Origin of the sequence: cyanobacterium endosymbiont of Epithemia clementina EcSB (genome assembly GCF_029919255.1) — a bacterium.
Classification (GTDB): domain Bacteria; phylum Cyanobacteriota; class Cyanobacteriia; order Cyanobacteriales; family Microcystaceae; genus Rippkaea.
The window spans coordinates 2,645,457-2,664,599 of sequence record NZ_CP123991.1; the positions used below are offsets into that span (position 1 = coordinate 2,645,457).

At 35.4% G+C, this 19,143-nt stretch carries 13 protein-coding genes and 2 tRNA genes; 10 read left to right on the forward strand and 5 right to left on the reverse strand.

Features of this window, described 5'->3' with window-relative positions; all coding sequences use genetic code 11:
* Positions 1–83: 83 nt before the first annotated feature.
* Complete coding sequence (locus tag P3F56_RS08850; protein ID WP_281152504.1) at positions 84–1,469, forward strand: MFS transporter; 1,386 nt, start codon at positions 84–86, stop codon at positions 1,467–1,469.
* A 163-nt stretch (positions 1,470–1,632) separates the two neighbouring features.
* On the opposite strand, the gene P3F56_RS08855 is transcribed toward P3F56_RS08850, so the two are convergent.
* Entirely contained in the window at positions 1,633–2,115 is a 483-nt protein-coding gene (locus P3F56_RS08855) for a M67 family metallopeptidase (RefSeq protein WP_281152505.1), read from the reverse strand.
* A gap of 228 nt (positions 2,116–2,343) precedes the next feature.
* Here P3F56_RS08855 and P3F56_RS08860 point away from each other — a divergent pair, with 228 nt between their 5' ends.
* The 3 genes from P3F56_RS08860 to P3F56_RS08870 all read left to right on the forward strand — a co-directional run bounded on the left by P3F56_RS08860 (position 2,344) and on the right by P3F56_RS08870 (position 3,091).
* Entirely contained in the window at positions 2,344–2,667 is a 324-nt protein-coding gene (locus P3F56_RS08860) for a phasin family protein (protein WP_281152506.1), read from the forward strand.
* A 97-nt stretch (positions 2,668–2,764) separates the two neighbouring features.
* Positions 2,765–2,896, forward strand: a complete 132-nt coding sequence (locus P3F56_RS08865) for a hypothetical protein (RefSeq protein WP_281152507.1) — start codon at positions 2,765–2,767, stop codon at positions 2,894–2,896.
* Between the two features lie 84 nt (positions 2,897–2,980).
* A complete protein-coding gene (locus P3F56_RS08870; RefSeq protein ID WP_281152508.1) occupies positions 2,981–3,091 on the forward strand; it encodes an FKBP-type peptidyl-prolyl cis-trans isomerase in 111 nt (36 codons plus the stop codon).
* A gap of 502 nt (positions 3,092–3,593) precedes the next feature.
* On the opposite strand, the gene P3F56_RS08875 is transcribed toward P3F56_RS08870, so the two are convergent.
* Positions 3,594–3,746 carry a hypothetical protein gene (locus P3F56_RS08875; protein ID WP_281152509.1) on the reverse strand — a complete coding sequence of 51 codons (153 nt, stop codon included), beginning with the start codon at positions 3,744–3,746 and terminating at the stop codon, positions 3,594–3,596.
* A gap of 26 nt (positions 3,747–3,772) precedes the next feature.
* Here P3F56_RS08875 and P3F56_RS08880 point away from each other — a divergent pair.
* Positions 3,773–3,844: transfer RNA gene (locus P3F56_RS08880), tRNA-Thr, on the forward strand.
* Positions 3,845–5,498: 1,654 nt separating this feature from the next.
* Here P3F56_RS08880 and P3F56_RS08885 read toward each other — a convergent pair.
* Positions 5,499–6,926 (reverse strand): NADP-dependent isocitrate dehydrogenase, encoded by a 1,428-nt coding sequence (locus P3F56_RS08885; RefSeq protein ID WP_281152510.1) that lies wholly within the window; start codon positions 6,924–6,926, stop codon positions 5,499–5,501.
* A gap of 140 nt (positions 6,927–7,066) precedes the next feature.
* Between P3F56_RS08885 and P3F56_RS08890 the strand changes: the two genes are divergently transcribed.
* From P3F56_RS08890 to fabF, 4 genes are all read left to right on the forward strand, one after another.
* Positions 7,067–7,140 (forward strand) — tRNA-Val (locus tag P3F56_RS08890).
* Between the two features lie 220 nt (positions 7,141–7,360).
* The gene (locus P3F56_RS08895) at positions 7,361–9,619 is read left to right on the forward strand and encodes a caspase family protein (protein WP_281152511.1); all 2,259 of its coding nucleotides are present in this window, start codon (positions 7,361–7,363) and stop codon (positions 9,617–9,619) included.
* A 1,505-nt stretch (positions 9,620–11,124) separates the two neighbouring features.
* A complete protein-coding gene (acpP, locus tag P3F56_RS08900) occupies positions 11,125–11,373 on the forward strand; it encodes an acyl carrier protein (RefSeq protein WP_267383754.1) in 249 nt (82 codons plus the stop codon).
* A gap of 89 nt (positions 11,374–11,462) precedes the next feature.
* Entirely contained in the window at positions 11,463–12,713 is a 1,251-nt protein-coding gene (fabF, locus tag P3F56_RS08905; protein ID WP_281152512.1) for a beta-ketoacyl-ACP synthase II, read from the forward strand.
* Positions 12,714–13,460: 747 nt separating this feature from the next.
* Here the strand turns inward: fabF and P3F56_RS08910 are convergent.
* Complete coding sequence (locus P3F56_RS08910; RefSeq protein WP_281152513.1) at positions 13,461–13,670, reverse strand: hypothetical protein; 210 nt, start codon at positions 13,668–13,670, stop codon at positions 13,461–13,463.
* Between the two features lie 2,683 nt (positions 13,671–16,353).
* Positions 16,354–17,715 carry a nucleoside recognition domain-containing protein gene (locus P3F56_RS08915; protein ID WP_281152514.1) on the reverse strand — a complete coding sequence of 454 codons (1,362 nt, stop codon included), beginning with the start codon at positions 17,713–17,715 and terminating at the stop codon, positions 16,354–16,356.
* 277 nt (positions 17,716–17,992) lie between these two features.
* On the opposite strand from P3F56_RS08915, the gene P3F56_RS08920 reads away from it, so the two are divergent.
* Positions 17,993–19,126 (forward strand): branched-chain amino acid ABC transporter permease, encoded by a 1,134-nt coding sequence (locus P3F56_RS08920; protein WP_281152515.1) that lies wholly within the window; start codon positions 17,993–17,995, stop codon positions 19,124–19,126.
* Positions 19,127–19,143: the final 17 nt, after the last annotated feature.

The window sequence follows — 19,143 nt, forward strand, 5'->3', positions numbered from 1 at the left end:
ATTCAAAAGTCATTTTTTTTTCTAGGCTAACATTAGCCATTGTTTTAATAGATATTAAATCTTTAATGAATTTAAAATTACTTATGATTAGTCAAGAAAAAGAACTAACTTTCCGCACAAAATTTTTTTATGGAATTGGAGAATTAAGCGGCTCTCTTCCTAGTAATATTTTAATTTTCTTCTTTCTATTTTTCTTGACCAATGTAGCTGGTTTAAGTCCTGGTTTGGCGGGATTGATGATGTTGGCAGGTAAAGTATGGGATGGGATTAATGATCCAGTCATTGGGTGGTTAAGCGATCATACTTGTTCTCGTTGGGGAAGACGCTATCCTTGGATGTTATTTGGAGCGGTTCCTTTAGGCATAACTTCGATTTTATTATGGGTAGTTCCTCCTACTACTAATCAGGCACTTTTATTTATTTATTACGGAGTGGTTTCTTTCTTATTTTATATATCTTTTACAGCAGTTCTTTTACCTTACGGAACTCTATCTGCCGAGTTAACACAAGGGTATGATGAACGTACGAGTTTAATTAGTTTTCGCTCGGCTTTTAGTATTGGCGGCAGTATTTTTTCTCTAGCTTTAGCACAAATAATTTTTGCGACTATTTATAGTACAAAACAACAGTATTTATTAATCGGAGTAATTTGTGGTTTGCTCGCAATGCTGATGGTATATATTAGTGTTTGGGGAACTTATCGTCGTTACGATCAAGTTCAGCAAAAATATCTAAAAACCAACAAAACTTCTACTTTATCTTTTAAAAAAGAATTGTACTCAGCATTTAGCAATCGTCCTTTTTTATATGTCATGGGTATTTATCTTTGTTCTTGGTTGAGTGTTCAAACTATTGCATCAATCCTTCCTTTTTTTATAATTAATTGTATGGATTTATCAACAATTCACATTACTCAAATGGCTATTACAGTTCAAAGTACAGCATTATTTATGCTATTCGTTTTAAATGCTATCAGCAAAAAACTTGAAAAAAAAATTATATATTTTTTAGGTATTCCATCTATAATTATCGCAGAGTTAGGACTATTTTTTTTACAATCAGGACAAGTAGTATTACTGTACATTCTTGCTGTTATGGCTGGTATCGGAATTGCAACCGCTTATATTGTTCCTTGGTCAATGTTGCCGGATGTGATAGATTTAGATGAGTTAAATACTGGAGAAAGACGAGAAGGTATTTTTTTCGGAGTGGTGGTACAGTTACAAAAAATAGGAGTTGCTTTAGCCTTGTTTTTTGTAGGTCAAATCTTAGATTGGTCAGGGTATATTAGTTCTGGAGAAGGAGTACAACCAGAGTCAGCTTTATGGGCAATTCGGATTATTATTGGACCTATTTCCACAGGGATTTTATTGATGGGATTAGTTCTAGCCTATTTTTATCCAATTACTCGACAGGTTCACCAAGAAATATTACTTAAACTTAGTTCTCATAATATCCATTTTAAATAGCTTTACCAAGATACTTAAAGCTAAGTTATCTTGAGTTTTAACAAATTTTTTATTTTAAAAATAAAGAAATAAATGGACGTTAACTACGTACTAATACAGCAAAAAATAACATCTACTGTCGTTAGATAATTTTGGATTTATTCACTTTAAAATAGACAATAGTTTAATTGTAACCAACTCCTACAATTTTAATATATTCAGGTTGAAATTTTTTAGTGTTATCTAATTGCCAACTTGTAACTTCATTAACTTGATTTGAGGTAAGTGAAACAATAATATATGAATACTCAGCCCAAGCGATCACCCGGTCAAATTCTGAGGGAACGGCTATATGATCAGGATGAGAATGGTAAATACCAATAATCTGTAATTGGCGATTACGGGCTTCTTTTTGAATCTTTACAAGTATTGACGGGGCAATACTAAAACGGTTGTGTTTGCTTAAATATTTTTCAGAATTATTAGTGATATTTTGTAAAATTTTATTTTCTTCAAGAGTCCAATTATTTTTTGTTGGGAAAACTTCAATTATTTGTTTTTGATTATCATTAATAATACCAAGAAGCAAACCACAACATTCTTCTGGATAAATTGTCAAAGCGTGGTTATAAATCTGATTTAGGTGGTTTAAAGTAATTAAAATCACGACGTTCAGTTTTAAGTTAAATCAAAATTATTGTAGTGTAAATCAAAAAAATACAGTCCTGACTTCTAAACTAATTATTAGTTGGTTATTCATCTTTACGTACCTCACCAAATCTTAATCCTCAACGGAGAGGTCAAGTCGTCGAAGTTTTGGTATGGTTACAATCAGTGAGCCTTTTGGCTATCAGTTAGGAATATGGGAGCATAATTTTGGAGGTAATGAAAATTCATGGATAGTAATGACTGGATGAAACAGTTATTGTTGGTAGGAATCGGCACAACCTCACTAGTTGCTGAAAAAATCAAAGAGGTGAGTGATCAGTGGGTTAAAGATGGCAGGATCGATTCGGAAGAAGCTCAAGGATTTGTTGAGGATATAATGCAACAGATTAGAGCAGGACAAGGTAACTTTGAAAGTACAATGGAGCGTCAACTGCGAAATATGCTACAGGATTTAGGCGTTCCTCGTCAGTCCGAAATGGATGAATTGCGTGGGCGCATTGATCGTTTAGAACGTCAAATTCGAGATTTAGAAAACAAAATGTGGCGTTAGGTAAAACAAATAAATTTCAAAAAGAAAATTATGCTGAAATATTAACATTATTTTTGAGATTGTTGCCATTTTTAGCTTATTGTTGTCGGTAGGATTTTTGTTGAACACGCCAGACAAAATACAGGCAATCACCGAGAGTAAGCTTTCAACGGTCGCTTCTCCAACGAATGGAGAGTTGTTACAAATAGCCTTAAATACTTCAATCAAGGGAATTCACCAATGGATCTAGAAAATGCTGTTGAAACTGATTCTGGACTTAAGTACGTCAAAATTAAAGAAGGGATAAAAGATTTTCCAAGCAAAGGCCGGACTAGTGACAGAACACTATACGGAAATCTTAGAGAATGGGAAAAAATTTGATACTTCCTGTGATCGTGGCTTACCCTTCTCCTTTGAAATCGCTATGGAACAAGTAATTGAATGATAAGGCGGAGGAGTAACGAGTATGAAAGTAAGGAAGTTGCCGTACCCTAATTTCTGCCGAAATTAGGGTACGGCGCAAGGGGTGCAGTGAAAGTTATTTCTTCCAACGCTGCCTTAGTTTTTGATTTAAAATTGTTGGAGAGAGAATGAGCTTTTTCTATTTAAATAGACATTTTAAATGTTTAATGCCTTAAACTGTTCCTCGATCTTTCCAATAATGAAGAGACGTTACCCAGACGTCTCTTCATTATTAGAAAGATCAGGGTAGGACAGAAAATTTCTCTGAATCTGTTAAAAATATATTTCTCTATCATTGACATTTTGTACATAAGTATTATGATGAGATCTTTTTTCAACGTAGAATAACTATATTGTTAACACTACAATCCCTATCTTGAGCTTAAAATTAGGTAGATTCTCCACGACGTTACATCTGTCCGCTAAATGTGAGAAAAATACTAAAGTTCTAATAAACCCTTATGCACTAAAAGTGATATAAAAAACTATCTCAACCCTTTATAAGGAACCTGGGATTTTGCTTTAAGTCTGGTATATTTTTCAGCATCTCGTTGAGATAGAAGGGGCAGTGGATTTTGATTAGAAGATTCAGCTAATAGAGGGCTCTGATGAGAGTTATTGCTGTTCAGTTTAATCATTTGCGATATACTAGGTAGTTGGCAATGCCGATGTAGCTCAGTGGTAGAGCATTCGATTCGTAATCGAACGGTCAGCGGTTCAAGTCCGCTCATCGGCTTTAAGAGAAAATTAGGACTTTACTCGTTTGTTACCATGAAATTGAGAGCCGAGTGGAGATCTCAATAAAGTATATTTTTTTAATCAAATAGAGATAGAAATTTAGGTCGTAGGAGTGAAAATTAGTGACTAAACGCTCTTTAAGTCAGCAACTAGGTTAAAAGCATAGGTAAGGTTTCCATCATGGAAAGACGGAAAAGCAAAATTTTTTACAATGAGCTTGACAAGGCAATCCTAACGCTAATCAAAATTAGATAATTTTAGTTTAGAAATATAGAGCCACTTTAACCCGTTATCATTTCTCAACTTAGTTTCAAGAACAGACTATCTGGTTAAAATTATATCCATATGATGTTCGTGCAGGGTCAATTGAAGAGGTGTTAGATTGTATTTTTAATCGAGACTACAATTAAGATCTATGTAGAAGTCTTCTCCGATAGTTAAGTTTTATTATCCTCCACAGATAACCCCACTCTTTGGAGATCGATTGTTGAAACTTTTGGAGCATAAAATTGATGATAAAGGGGGTTAAAAGTCTATACTCAGTTGTTTACCCTTACAATTAACAAGTTCAGTCTAATCAATATAGTTTATTACCAACCATCTCAAAATGCCGACTTGATGGAATTCTCTTTGAAGATGTCTGCTGAACGAACAGCGGACATCCTCAGATTTGTCCTTTAAGTCATTTCATCTTTTTTTGACAAAAACCAGAGTTTGATAAAAGACGACTATTTTGCACAAAATAGAATAAAAAAACTAAAAAATATGATTATTTTTCAAAAAAAATAACAATAACTGAGACTGAGATAGTATGAGAATAAAAATGAATAATATTTTATTTTGCATGCAATGATCACTTGTCAAAAACAATTACTGTATTTTTTTCTTTATTTAACTATACCTATGCTAGGTAACTTAATCTTTATAACTTTTATATAGATAAATATAATTATAGTGTACAGAATATATTTTTTATATAAGTATTTTGAGCTATGCAATTTTTGTTACCTAAATAATCTAGCTTTTTAAAATTTTTTTCTTTTTTTTTGAACATAAATTAAGACTTTTACTCATTTCTTTATCTTATTTTCCAATTGTCATTATAGTTTTACGGATTGTTTTGAGAGTTAGTCTGAACTTTTACCTCTTTTTTAACTACTGTTTTAAATATCTATTCAAGACTTATCTACTTACTTAGTGGAGATAATAATACTTGAATTATCTAAGAACTTATCTAGCAGATAAATTATATGAAAAGGTTATTGCTACCGCTTAGGGGCTCCTAAACAGGAAAAATGGATCAGCAAATACAAAAATTAACTATCCAATGTTAGAATTTTTCTAGCAATTGAGGCAACTATCGACTTTAAAGCAGGTTATAAACTTCACTCACCAAAATGAATGAGTGAGGCTCGAATAGAATGATTGTACCATCTCTCTCTTTTCTCAACCGAAACGTCTTTGAAAGCGATATTTAATTGAATTTACTCTTTTCTTTTGGTTAGTCTTTAAACAGAAACTTTGATCTATTAAGAAGACTTCTCTTTATGAGGCTTTGAAAAATATTTTAGCCAAAAATTTCGGGTCTCGAAAGAATCAACTTATTAGATAAAAACAAGGTAGGGTCGGCTACGCCTACCCTTATTATTAATCTAATCCATAAAATGATCAATAATTGCCTGAGCAAACTCTGAACATTTTAACGGAGAATCAACACGAGGTTCCATTAACCTTGCTAGATCATAAGTTACTTCGCGGTTAGCGATAGCGTTCCCAATGCCTTTTTTAATCAAGTCTGCCGCTTCTTGCCATCCCAAATACTCTAACATCATTACCCCAGATAAAATCACTGAACCAGGATTAATTCGATCTAAACCTGCATGTTTGGGTGCGGTTCCGTGAGTGGCTTCAAAAATAGCACAAGTATCCCCAATATTAGCACCAGGCCCCATTCCTAAACCACCAACCACAGCAGCAGCAGCATCAGAGAGATAATCTCCGTTTAGGTTCATAGTTGCAAGGATAGAATATTCATCGGGACGGGTTTGAATTTGTTGAAAAATACTGTCAGCAATACGGTCATTGACCATGATCTTATTCTTCCATTTTCCATCCCCGTGACTATCCCAAATTGACTCTAAAACAGATCTAACTTCAGCACATACTTCTTCTTTCTTTTCGGGGGTCAAAGAATCGTAACCAGGTTCAACTTTGCGCGCATTATCTTCAATACTAATACTAGGATTATCTTCTTGATTGCTTAAAATCCAAGATTCTCGTTCTATAACGCAGACATCTCGAAATTCTGTCGTAGCTAATTCATAACCCCAGTCGCGAAACGCTCCCTCAGTGTACTTCATTATATTCCCTTTATGGACTAAGGTAACCATTTGTTTAGTTTTGGGGAGACGTAATGCGTGTTCCATTGCACGGCGGACTAGTCGTTGGGAACCCGTTTTACTAATAGGTTTAATCCCAATACCCGCGTCAAGGGGAACCCGTTTTTTCCTATGTTCAGGGGTGAGAGGAATTAACTCATCATTGAGATATTTAATCAAATTTTGAGCAATTTCTGTGCCCTCACGCCATTCAATTCCTAAATAAATATCTTCGGTATTTTCCCTATAAATAATAACATCGAGTTTTTCAGGCGACTTGTGGGGAGAAGGAGTACCATGATAGTAACGACAAGGACGAACGCACGCATAGAGGGTAAAAATTTGCCGTAATGCAACATTAAGCGAACGAATCCCCCCACCAATGGGAGTAGTTAGGGGACCTTTGATAGCAATACCATATTCTCCAATAGCTTTAAGAGTATCATCGGGTAAGTATTGATAGGTTCCATACAAGTCACACGCTTCATCTCCTGCATAGACTTTAAACCAGTTAACTTGGCGTTTGTCTCCATACGCAGTAGCGATCGCAGCATCGATTACCTTTTTGGTAGCCGGCCAAATGTCCACACCTATTCCATCTCCTCGAATGAAGGGAATAATGGGATCATCGGGAACAATGGGTTTACCGTCTTTATAAGTAATTTTAGAACCAGTGCTCGGGGATATTAGTTTCTCGTACATAGAATCGTTTTATGCTTAATGTCGTCTTTTAATTACACTCCCCCAATGAATCAATTCCTTCATCTCTTAAGGAAATCTATGTAAGTTAGTGGGAGAAATTGCTCTTCTAGAAACTTATATGTTAGGATAAATGCCTGTACGGACGTATAGCTCAGCTGGTTAGAGTACATCGTTGACATCGATGGGGTCACTGGTTCGATTCCAGTTACGTCCATGTTTACTGAAGAAAACTTGTCTAAAAAAATATTAAATTCCTTGCAGGAATGACACATTTTGGACGAGAGTCAATGGTACTTTGTGAAAAAGCATGTTAAGTTAACATGTACTGTGTTACTCATGTTAGATCATAAATTTGAACTTATGCAAACCATATATTAGGCTAAAAAGATTTAGACTATTGAAATATAGTCCCACTAACGGCATACTGAAAAACAATGGAATGGGATCGGCGGACTTTTCTAAAGACCTTGCTCACCTGGGGAATTAGTCAAGCAGGGCTTGAATGGTTCTCTAGACAACCAAAAATCAAAAATTACTATCAAACATTAGCTACGCCAACCCCCCGTAAACTGGCATTGTTGGTAGGTATTAATGACTATAGTAGTCATTACAAGTTGAAAGGATGTGTTACTGATGTTGAGCGACAAAGAGAATTACTAATTTATCGCTTCGGATTTGCCAGTAAAGATATCTTAACCCTGACGGAAGAACAGGGAACTCGTGAAAGAATAGAACAGGCTTTCACCGAACATCTGATTCAACAGGCCAAAGCAGGCGATATCGTGCTGTTTCACTTCAGTGGCTATGGCAATTATGTCAAAGAAAACCTTCATGATGTTTTCCCTCTCTCGTCCACGCGAAAACGTGGTCTAGTTCCCAAAGATGGGATTTTTTCAACTAAAGGCACTCCCACAACCAACGATCTCCTTGAAGAAACTCTCCTACTGTTAAGTCAGTCTTTAGCTACTGATAAACTGACCATGGTCTTGGACACTAGTCATCAGCATTTAGGAAGAGAACTAGAAGGAAATTTACAAGGACGTTCTTTTCCTTATGAGGCTCAACAACCTAGTCCAGAAGAGATAACCTTTCAAACTCAATTAAGAGAGAAACTCAAAGCTAAAAACATCCAAGCTAAACCGTCACAAATAGTTGGCACTCTACTAAGGGCTGCTCAACACCAGCAAGTAGCCACCGAAATCATGGGCAATGGCTTTAGTACCGGTTTATTTACTTATCTTCTAACCCAATGTCTCTGGCAAGCAACCCCCACCAGTAAAACTATAGTTTCTTTAGAAAATGCCAGTGAACACATGTTTCTTATCAGGGGACAACAACAACAACCTCAACTCCAAGCGAACCAAAAACAGCCTTTTTTTACCTACTACCTCCTTCCAGTTACTCCCCAGGGGGCTGAGGGGGTAATTGTACAAGTAGAAGAGAAAACTACCGCCACTATTAAACTAACTGGATTGCCTTTATCGGCTATGCAACACTACGGACTTAATTCTTGCTTTAAGGTAGTTGGCTCTCAATCTTCACCCCCCATTAGCGTACAATTATACTCCTGTGATGGCTTAACTGGTAAGGTTCGACTGCTTCAGATACCACAAGACCAAACTGACATATCGCCCTTAGAAAAGGGACAATTACTTCAAGAAACCTTGCGTGTGATTCCTAAAACTCTAGGACTTACTGTTGCCCTCGATAAAAACTTAGAGAGAATTGAACGAGTCGATGCTACGAGTGCTTTTGCCTCGATGAAAATCGTCTCGTCAATCATTACTGCAGGAGAACCAGGAGCTGACTGCCTCTTGGGACGACAACAAAAGACATTAATTTTCGATGAGGGAGATTCGTCTAAATTAGAAACAGAAGGAGGCTATGGACTCTTTTTCCAAGGGGGTATCCCAGTTCCCAATACCTTCGGTCAATCGGGAGAAGCTATTAAATCAGCCGTCGAGAGGCTTCAACCCGCCTTAAAAAAACTCTTGGCTATCAAGTGGTGGCGGCTCACTCTTAATGAAGGTTCTTCGGAATTGGGGCTAGGGGTGACCCTCAAAAATCTTGATAAATATCCTTCTCTAGTGCTGCAACGACAAACTTTACGCAAACTCTCGTCGGTTAAAACATCTTCAACCCTAACTCAGGCTGATTTTTCACCACCGATAAGTTCTGCTCCTGATTCTCTACAACTCCAGCATTTACCTCAACTACCACAAGGAAGTCGTCTCCAATGTCAATTGGAAAATCGAGGTGATTGTCCTATCTATTATCTAATTTTAGGAGTAGATGCCAGTGGGCAAACCACCGCCTATTTGCCTCCTCAACAAAAAAACCAGACTCAACAGACAGCCCATCTATCCCCAGGAGAGACCAGACTTATTCCTTTCTCTTCTCAAGGACTTAACTGGACACTGGCCAGTAGTCAGGGATGGGGACAAATGATGATTGTCGGTTCTAAATTCCCTTTTACGAAAACTTTAGAAACCCTAGCAGAGTTTCCAGGATTTAAACTTGATCAGGGGCAAATATTTACCCTAGAGGAGCCCCTTAAGATCACGCAATCACTCTTAGCAGACTTAAATACTTCTAGAGCTTTTTCAAATGAATTGGCAGGAACACTTACAGATAGCTATGTTCTTGATAGCAGTACCTGGGCTACTTTAAGCCTTGTCTATCAAGTTGTTTAGAAGATGACTTAAGTTAAGATGAAAGAGTTGATTAAACTCATCTGTATTGTTTTTTTGAGCTTTAGCTCTTAACTTCTTCCTTTAATTGTTTAAATTAATTAGATATAGAAGTTTCCGTTAAAATTCACTAAATGTAGAGCTTAAGACAAGAAACTAGTTTTTGCATGGGAAACTAGAAACTACGACTCTCTACGTAAATTAGCCATATAAATCATTTACCTCAAATGACAAAATTCGGCTTTAAAACATTACCCAAATTACCAATGTTTGGGAAGATGATTGCCATTCTCTAATTTGTTTTAGAAGCTCCTTAGATTAAGACAAAGAAAAACAAAAAGGATGTATCCTAATTGACTATGCCCCCTGACTACCATTGATTGATCAACTCTTTCGGAGTTTTGAAGCGGCGGACCACACTGGCTTTCCTGCTCTATCCCCTGATGATGCACCATTATTACTATGGAGATTGCTTTAGGGTTTTGGCTAGCAATTCCCTGAACTTTATTAGCAGATTATGATCTTATTGCTATTGAAATTGATAATCGGGATGTAGATACTGCTTATGCTTGTATCATTAGGTAAAAAGTATGGAATTATCCTATACCGTTCTTTGAAGTTTCTTAAACAATTTCTAGCCATAATTTTCAGTAAAAAGTCTTATAAAAAGCCAAATTAAGCATTTTTTTTTAAAATTATTGTTTTTTTAACTCTAAGCCTACAGAAGACATACTTTCCGAGTTTGAAAATAGTAAATACTGTAATTTAAAAGATTTAAACATAGATCAAATGTTTGGGAGATCCATCTTTATGAAGGAATTCATCCCTTTCTTGATTAAGAAAAAGCTAAAGATAATAACGAACATTGTGATAATGATTTTGCAATCAGGGCGGTATCCTTATCACTCTTATCACTGAGGAAAAATTAAGCTTACATACACCCTAGAAATCAATTTTGTTTAATGCCAACAATCAGCCTAAAAAATTAGATTATTTTGGGTTAATTGAAATTAATCTTGAGAGAAGATACTATCTTTTTATAACCTAAAAATATTTAAGTATTTAACTTGATTTAAGGTATCTTAACAGAAGATTATGATGGGGTGTTAATTAGGATTAATAATCTGCAAAACATAATCGTAAATATTGCAATAATGATGCAAAAAAAAAATCTATATTTGTATATTACTGATAAATAAATATTTGTTTGTCAAAAAGTATCAACAATAATTAATGCTGACACTATGTTAAATTTTGTCTATATTAAAAATAATGGTAATAGGGAAGTTAAATTCTCTCTTCCATTCTCAGCCTATTTTTTAGAATAAGAAGTTCACATTGAAAACTGAGAGAAATAGCTATTCCCCGACTGACCATTTACCGATAATATAGAAAATGCTCACTCCGATTAACTAGTGACACAGACCTTAGGGAATGGCATCACCCGCCCCATTTCCTCCCCATGACGACACCCTCGGAAGGGGTACCTAGCGGCAAATTAAGGATTAATGAACCAAGAAATCTTTGAAAAAGTTAAAAGTATCGTTATCGAACAACTTGAAGTCGATCCAGGAACAGTAACACCGGAGTCAAGTTTTGCTAATGACTTAGGAGCAGATTCTCTAGATACTGTTGAACTGGTTATGGCATTAGAAGAAGCATTTGATATTGAAATTCCTGACGAAGTAGCCGAGCAAATTGACACAGTGGGCAAAGCTGTTGAACACATCGGTGAAAAAGTTACAGCAACCACTTAACCCACGTTTTGGGAGAGGTTGCTGTCCCCATCCCTTACTCTCCTTATAATCTGCGGGGCAGAGTTAGCCTAATATCTTAAGCGAAGATCATGACCAATTCAGAATTAAAGCGCGTTGTCGTAACAGGACTAGGTGCAATAACCCCTATTGGCAATAACCTGATGGAATATTGGGACGGATTAGTTAGTGGCCGCAATGGGATTGGTTTAATTACTCATTTCGATGCCGCCCAGCATGCCTGCCGTTTTGCCGGAGAAGTCAAAGGATTCGACCCCCACGATTACTTAGACCGGAAAGAAGCTAAACGGATGGACCGTTTTGCACAATTTGGGGTAGCGGCAAGTTTACAAACTTTAGCCGATTCCCAGTTAGTGATTAATGAGCTTAATGCAGACCAAATAGGAGTAATAATTGGGACGGGGATTGGCGGTCTAAAGGTACTCGAAGATCAACAAGAAATCTACCTTAACCGTGGCCCCAGTCGTTGTAGTCCCTTCATGATTCCTATGATGATTGCTAACATGGCTGCTGGACTAACAGCAATCCATACGGGAGCTAAAGGACCCAATAGCTGTACGGTAACTGCTTGTGCTGCTGGTTCTAATGCTGTGGGAGACGCTTTTCGCCTAGTGCAACGAGGTTACGCCAAAGCGATGATTTGTGGGGGGACGGAAGCTGCTATTACGCCCTTGGGAATAGGCGGATTTGCGGCGGCTAGAGCTTTGTCAACTCGCAATGATTATCCAGCAATGGCCTGTCGTCCTTTTGATCGTGATCGCGATGGGTTCGTGATGGGTGAAGGGGTGGGAATCCTAATCCTTGAAGAACTCAAACACGCTCTTGATCGTGAAGCTAAAATCTATGCCGAAATCGTCGGCTATGGGATGACTTGTGATGCTTATCATATGACATCTCCTGTTCCTGATGGTTGCGGCGCAACCCGAGCGATGAAACTGGCGTTAGCCGATGCGGGACTGATTCCAGAACAAGTAAGTTACATTAATGCTCACGGAACTAGTACCTTAGCAAATGATGTCACAGAAACTAAAGCTATTAAAAAAGCTTTGGGAAAACACGCTTACAAAATTCTCATTAGTTCTACCAAATCGATGACAGGCCATTTATTAGGGGGGTCTGGAGGCATAGAAGCAGTGGCCACTGCCATGGCGATCGCTAACGGACAAGTTCCTCCTACAATTAATTTAGATAATCCTGATCCTGAGTGTGATCTCAATTATGTACCTCATAAAAGTTGCTCTTGTGATATCAAAGTTGCCCTGTCTAATTCCTTTGGATTTGGTGGACATAATGTCACCTTAGCTTTTAAAAAATATCAGTAAACAAGAAGGATAAGTGATGAATCTCCTTACTGTCGGTAAGGAGATTGTCAATCAGGAAATTGACAAATTAAATAGACTAACTATGACAAAAATTTAATAGATAAAAGCTAAAAATTTTGCTTAAAAACAGGAGTTTAAATAGAATTTAAAACACAATTGTTATCCTCAATATTTTAAGTTTAAATTTGAAAAATTCGACTAGTATCTAAAATACTATCTGCAGAAGTTAAGATTGAAATTATTGTTTAAAAATAACAAGAGATAAACTGGATTTATCTTTTCGCCCAACTTTTAGAGAAAGTTTTTTTAGCCAGATTAGGTATAGATAAGAAGTTAGTTGAGTAAAAAGATTAACAAAAAAGTTCAACCACTTATATTTCTTAAAAATTCAATATGAGAGGTGTTTTTTAGTGACTTGTTGGTCGTTTCAATCGAAGAACGTTTAAAAGATTAAATTTTATTAATCAGTTTCACTAACTGTTGCTTCATCTTCTGTTGATTACTGGGAATTACTTAAAGCTTTGATTGATAGAGCTTTTCAAAAAGTTTTTCAGGAAAATATTATCCGTAACCAAATAATTTACTAATTGAATGTTACTTTAAATCAGAAACATATTGACAGTCATATATGTTGCCTGCAGTTAATTTTAAAATTAATAATTTACTGTGGTTGTAGCAATTAAGTGCAATTTTAATTCATAATGTAATCCTACAGATTTTTTATTATCTAACTAAACATTCAAAAAGTTAATTTATCTTACTATGAACCTGATGACAGACTCTTATCTGATTAGAATTAGGTCTACTAATTTCAAAAATTTCTCCTTTGCAAATCTGGAAAAGATAGGACAGTAAAATCATTACCCAGGGCATAAGCTCTGCAAAACGATTCTGGTTAACTATACTAGGAAATTCTTTTTCTGCAATGGGAAAGAACCCGTAATGGATTTTATCCATTACAGGGTTGAGAGCACAATTTATAAAGAGCGATTACGACGGTCACAAATTCGTCTTTTTTTGAGAGATAAAGGCATTTTTTGAAAAAAATGCTGTAGATTAAGGAATAAAATAACAATAATCTTAAAGTTCTTGATATTAAGTGATATACAACATTACAAAATACTTCGGTAAGTTCAAGACAATATTTTATATCTAAAGTGCCAGCTCTCAATAAACACTACTTCCAATACAGAACTGCTCCTCTTTTCTCTCCATTATTCCTATAATATTTGGTTGTTTCCCTTTTTTTTCTTTATGGAATTACTTTCTGTTTTCCTACTTTTAGATAGGTAAAACTTATTTAACTCTATATACTAAAATCTTCCTTATTTAAATTTAGTAGTCTTATGCTCACATTTTTTTCTAAAAGACGTAGTCCTCCCCAATTTGTTTTTTTCTTCTTTCTCCTTAGGAAGGGAGTAAATCCTCGCACCCACTTTTGTTCATGTCTATTTTTAGTCCTTTTTTAAAATCTTATGGGATTTTTCTAAATTAATTAATTTTATTTTTCTCTCTCGTTTATTTGTTTTGCAAGAGGGGGAAAAGGTTGAAAAGTTGACTCAATTTGAAATTGAGCTACTTAAGCTGACTCAGTTTTATACCGAGGTAAAATAGTCGGTAATATAAATAGATTTTTCTAAATTAATTAACTTTAAGATTTTTTGTTGTACGAAATTAAGACCAGAAACTTTTCTTAAGTCATCTTGATGTATATATAAAATAATGACATTAAAAATGTTTATTTTTTTTGATTAGATGGTTTTGATAAAGCACTTAGAGTTTTTTCATAAAATCCAGCTGAACTGGACTGAAAGCAATGGAACTAACAAAGCACTACTAACTTAGTTTAGAGTAAAAACTTTGAGCATAATACTCAATACAACTATCGATTTTTTAATTTTCTCCTAGTTTCAAAAATAAATCTATAGAGCAGATAAATTGTACTTTTTTAAAAAAAAATTCCTAAAAACTAAATTTAAATTCATAAAGATTATCAGTTTTTAATAAAAGTTAAGATACAAACTTGTTAATAAAAGAACTCGACAGTACTAATATCACAACCTTTATATACTTTTTTCTATTTTATCTGTTTCTCAGTTTAATATTTAAGATACTTAGTTCAACCTTAAACAATAATTGTTTAGAACTTATTAAATCTTATAAGCAAATAATTTCTCATCTTCATCTAGTATTTTTACATAAAAAAACTTCTTTTCCAGCACTAAACGTCTTCTTAAGTCTTTAAGAAAGCAGAATTACAAGACATCTTATCTGGTAAACAGCCATCTTTCTTCTCATTTGATAACTTTGTCACTCTTTCTTGATGTTGGGGTAAATTTAAATTTTTTCTAAAAAAATATCAGAATTATGACTAATTTTTAATAGTTCTAATTCTCTTTATCTTTTTAACTATTTTAATTATTTCTATTGAATAATTTTTTAGCAAATTAGCTAACAATTGTGGATGAGATTTAAGTATAGATAAAGGAAAACAATATATTCCTTTATCTCCGTAATTTCTAGCTTGATTATCCAAGTTTAACACTTTTTAATTCCTTAAATATAGAAATTCTTTATAATCAAAGCTTCTGTCGACTTTTTCCACGTTGGTAGATGATCTAATTCATTTACTCCATTTCCAGCTAAAGTAGCTACTAATAAGTAGATTTACAACAGGTCTAATATAGCTAATATTTAGCATTTTTATCTTTAATAAGAGCATTGACCTTCACTATACCCAAATTTAATCAGAAATTCTTCTTCAAAGTCTTCTAGAAAGTGATAGCATGCCGAAGAACCACTGATGTCACTTTTCGCTTGGATGAACAATTGACAGGCTTTAACCAAATGTTCAGATAATGGCATCTCTATCTTAGAAATGGTCTCTGTCATATCAAGAATTATGAACTAATCTCCACAGAGGTCATCTTTTACTTCTTTGTCTCGGGTTTTCTATCCTGTTATTCTTTCTAGGCTTCTTTTAAGCTCCCACACTCATTTTTCTAAGCGACAAATCCTATGGTCAGTTTCACTGTCGTTAGTCCCCTCTAACTTAATCCCTTACGATTGCCATGGGTCTTATGACAGATGATCGTCCATGATTAATAGAACTTTAATATATTTTAACCAATAAATCATTAAGGGAAAATTATTCATTCATTCCGACTGTATTTGTGACACAGTCAATAAACTGATTGTTGTTAAACACTTGACTAGACAACAATCCCAACCTTTTTTACCAACTTTACTTCTTTAATATTGAGCTAAAGATCAGTTAAATGATTAGATAGTTGTTAGCCATCATTTAGTTTTTTATCCTTTTCTGAAAGTTATTCAATAAATTTTACGTCTTCTTCTTTCCAAGTTTTTCCCTTCTACTTCTCGGAGAATCCCACAGTCTTTCTTTTCTTTAAAGAGTATCGAGAAACTACCTTCTTAATTGGAATTTAAGTATAGATTTAACTAATCTGCAACTTCTTCAACTTTTCATTTTCTTGTGTTTAAATAGAAAATTCTTGATCTTGTTCTCTTTCTGGAAAGAATCAGAAGGGCAGGCTGGCATCCAGTGATCACTCTTTTTAAACCACTTTACACTTATTTAAACTCGTTGATTTATTTAGTTCAGAAAGAGCAAAAAATATCAACCTAACCAAAAAATTCGAGCAAACAGACAAGCAGATAAAATCCCTGAAGTATCTGCTAACAAAGCAGCTACTAATCCATGGCGGATATTCGTAATCCCAATTGATCCAAAATAAACTGCTAACACGTAAAAAGTAGTTTCTGTACTACCCATAATAATTGAAGAAACAAAGGCACTGTAAGAGTTAGGGTCACGTTCTATAGCCTCAGTCATTAAAGCAAATGCGCCATTTCCAGACAAGGGACGTAATAAAGCCATTGGCAATACATCCACCGGAAGACCAATCCAGTTAGTATAGGGACTCAAAAAATAAATAACTTTATCCATTGCCCCCGATGCACGAAACATGCCAATGGCCACTAAAATTGCTACTAAAAAGGGGATAATTCGGATGGCAATATCAAACCCTTGTTTAGCTCCTTCGGTAACTGCTTCATAAACTTTAACTCCTCGTCCGACACCATAGACAACAATTAATAAAATTAAGGCAGGAAGTAACCAATGAGCGAGAAATTCTTGACGGATAAATTCTCCTAAATTATTACTATTAATTGCCTGATAAAGAATAGCTCCTAAAAATCCTCCACAACATCCCCAGGAAAAAAAGCGGGATAATAAATTAGGAGAATACAAAAGATGGTCAAAATTGGAGTTTTCTTCTATTTCTATTAGGCTATCTATTTTAACAGATTCGTCTTTTATCTCAGATGTCTGGGGAGAAGGTTGAGACAAGAATTTAGCGTAATTCTTGTCTCTTTTTCCTAACCAAACTGAAACCGAAATTCCTAACACTGTTGAAACTGTTGTTGCTAAAAAAGTTGGTATCCAAATGGCAGCCGGAAGGTTACTTCCTGCTGCCGCCCGCACCCCAATGACCCCTAGGGGGAATAGTGCAACACTAGAGGTATTAATCGCTAAAAATAGGCACATAGCATTAGTAGCTGTACCTGGAAAGGGATTGAGCTTATCGAGTTCAATCATCGCCTTCAACCCAAACGGGGTAGCGGCATTCCCTAGTCCTAACATATTGGCAGAGATGTTTAACAACATTGCCCCCATCGCGGGATGAGTGGGAGGAACATCAGGAAATAACTGAATCATCAAAGGTTTAAGCCATTCTGCTATGGTTAACATTAATCCTCCAGCTTCTAACACGCGGATTAGTCCCAACCACAGTGCCATAATACCAATTAACCCAACGGCTAATTCAACAGCACTTTTGGCTGAGTCTACGCTAGCTTTAGTTATAGCTTCCATCCTGCCTGTATACCCTGCTAGAAGAATAGAAATAACTATAAGACTTACAAAAACAAGGTTAATTGCGCTGGGCCGTCCAGCCTGAGAACGCAGAAAGGTCATAAACTATCAGAGTAAGAGTTAAAATTCACGTAATTCTGTGTCTAAAACATTACCCCCAATTTGAGTTCCGCGTCAAATATTTCGAATCCGAGACTTTACGAGACTTAAATTGTAAGGTTTAAAAAACCAAGGCTAGTTTTTAAAGACTTACACGAGGTCCAAAATGTTTTTTAGAAACACTTCAGACTTTAGTAAAGAAGTTAGTGCTTAATTATTCGTGATCACGGTACAATCACAATTACTCCATATCTTCATTTATCTATGAGTCATCGATACCATGGATCAACTCTTCCCTATCAGTGATTACATTGTTTTCCTAACTACCTCATCTGCTCTCTATGGCATCTTTGCACTAGGCTTAAACCTACAATGGGGGGTTACAGGACTTACTAACTTCGGAGTGGTTGCATTTATGACCTTGGGAGCTTACACTACAGCTCTCTTGACAATTAAAGGCTTCCCTATTATTTTCGCCGTCTTAGTTGGAGCGATTTTTTCAGCGATTCTAGGGTTAGGAATTGGTCTATCGACACTGCGTTTAGGAGAAGACTATTTAGCGATTGTTACCATTGGTGTATCTGAATTAATTCGCTTAATTGTCAATAATGAGGAATGGCTGACAGGTGGTACTTTTGGGGTAAAAAACTATCCTCTTCCCTTAGATTTTGAAGCAAATTTATTTACTAAATTTATCTTGCTTATTGTTTTAACCTTATTAGCAATTTATGCTGAATTGCTATTATGGAATAGTCTGTCTCAACAATGGCGACAATATCAACGAATTCAAGGAAAAAGTGTTAAACAGAGGAAACCTCTGAATTTGATTATTTGGGGAGTTATAACTACATCATTCATTATTTTAGTTTATGTTCCTGGGACTGTTGCTATTTATAACTATACTTACAAAGCTGGATTGATGGTATTAGCTTTATTAACGTTAGCCATTATTTATACAGGATTAGAACTTTTAGTCCATTCCCCGTGGGGACGTATTTTAAAAGCAATTAGAGAAGATGAAAACATTGCCACAGCGTTAGGGAAAAATATTTTATTTTATAAATTGCAATCATTTATGTTAGGGGGGGCGATTTCAGGAATTGCGGGATCTTTCTTCGCTTGGCAATTAACTACTATTTATCCAAAAAGTTCTGAACCGTTATTAACTTTTAATGCTTGGATTATTGTTGTTCTAGGAGGTGCAGGAAGTAACGCAGGGGTAATCCTAGGTGCGATTATTTTTTGGGCTTATGATTCCATAACTCGTTTTATTCTGCCTCAATTAGGAATGTTAAGTCAGAGTCAGGCAGGGGCATTTCGTGTGATGGTTATTGGCTTAATTTTAATGATATTAATGGTTTGGCGACCCCAAGGAATTTTGGGTAAAAAAGAAGAACTTACCCTAGGTAAGTGATTAGAAAATATTTTAAA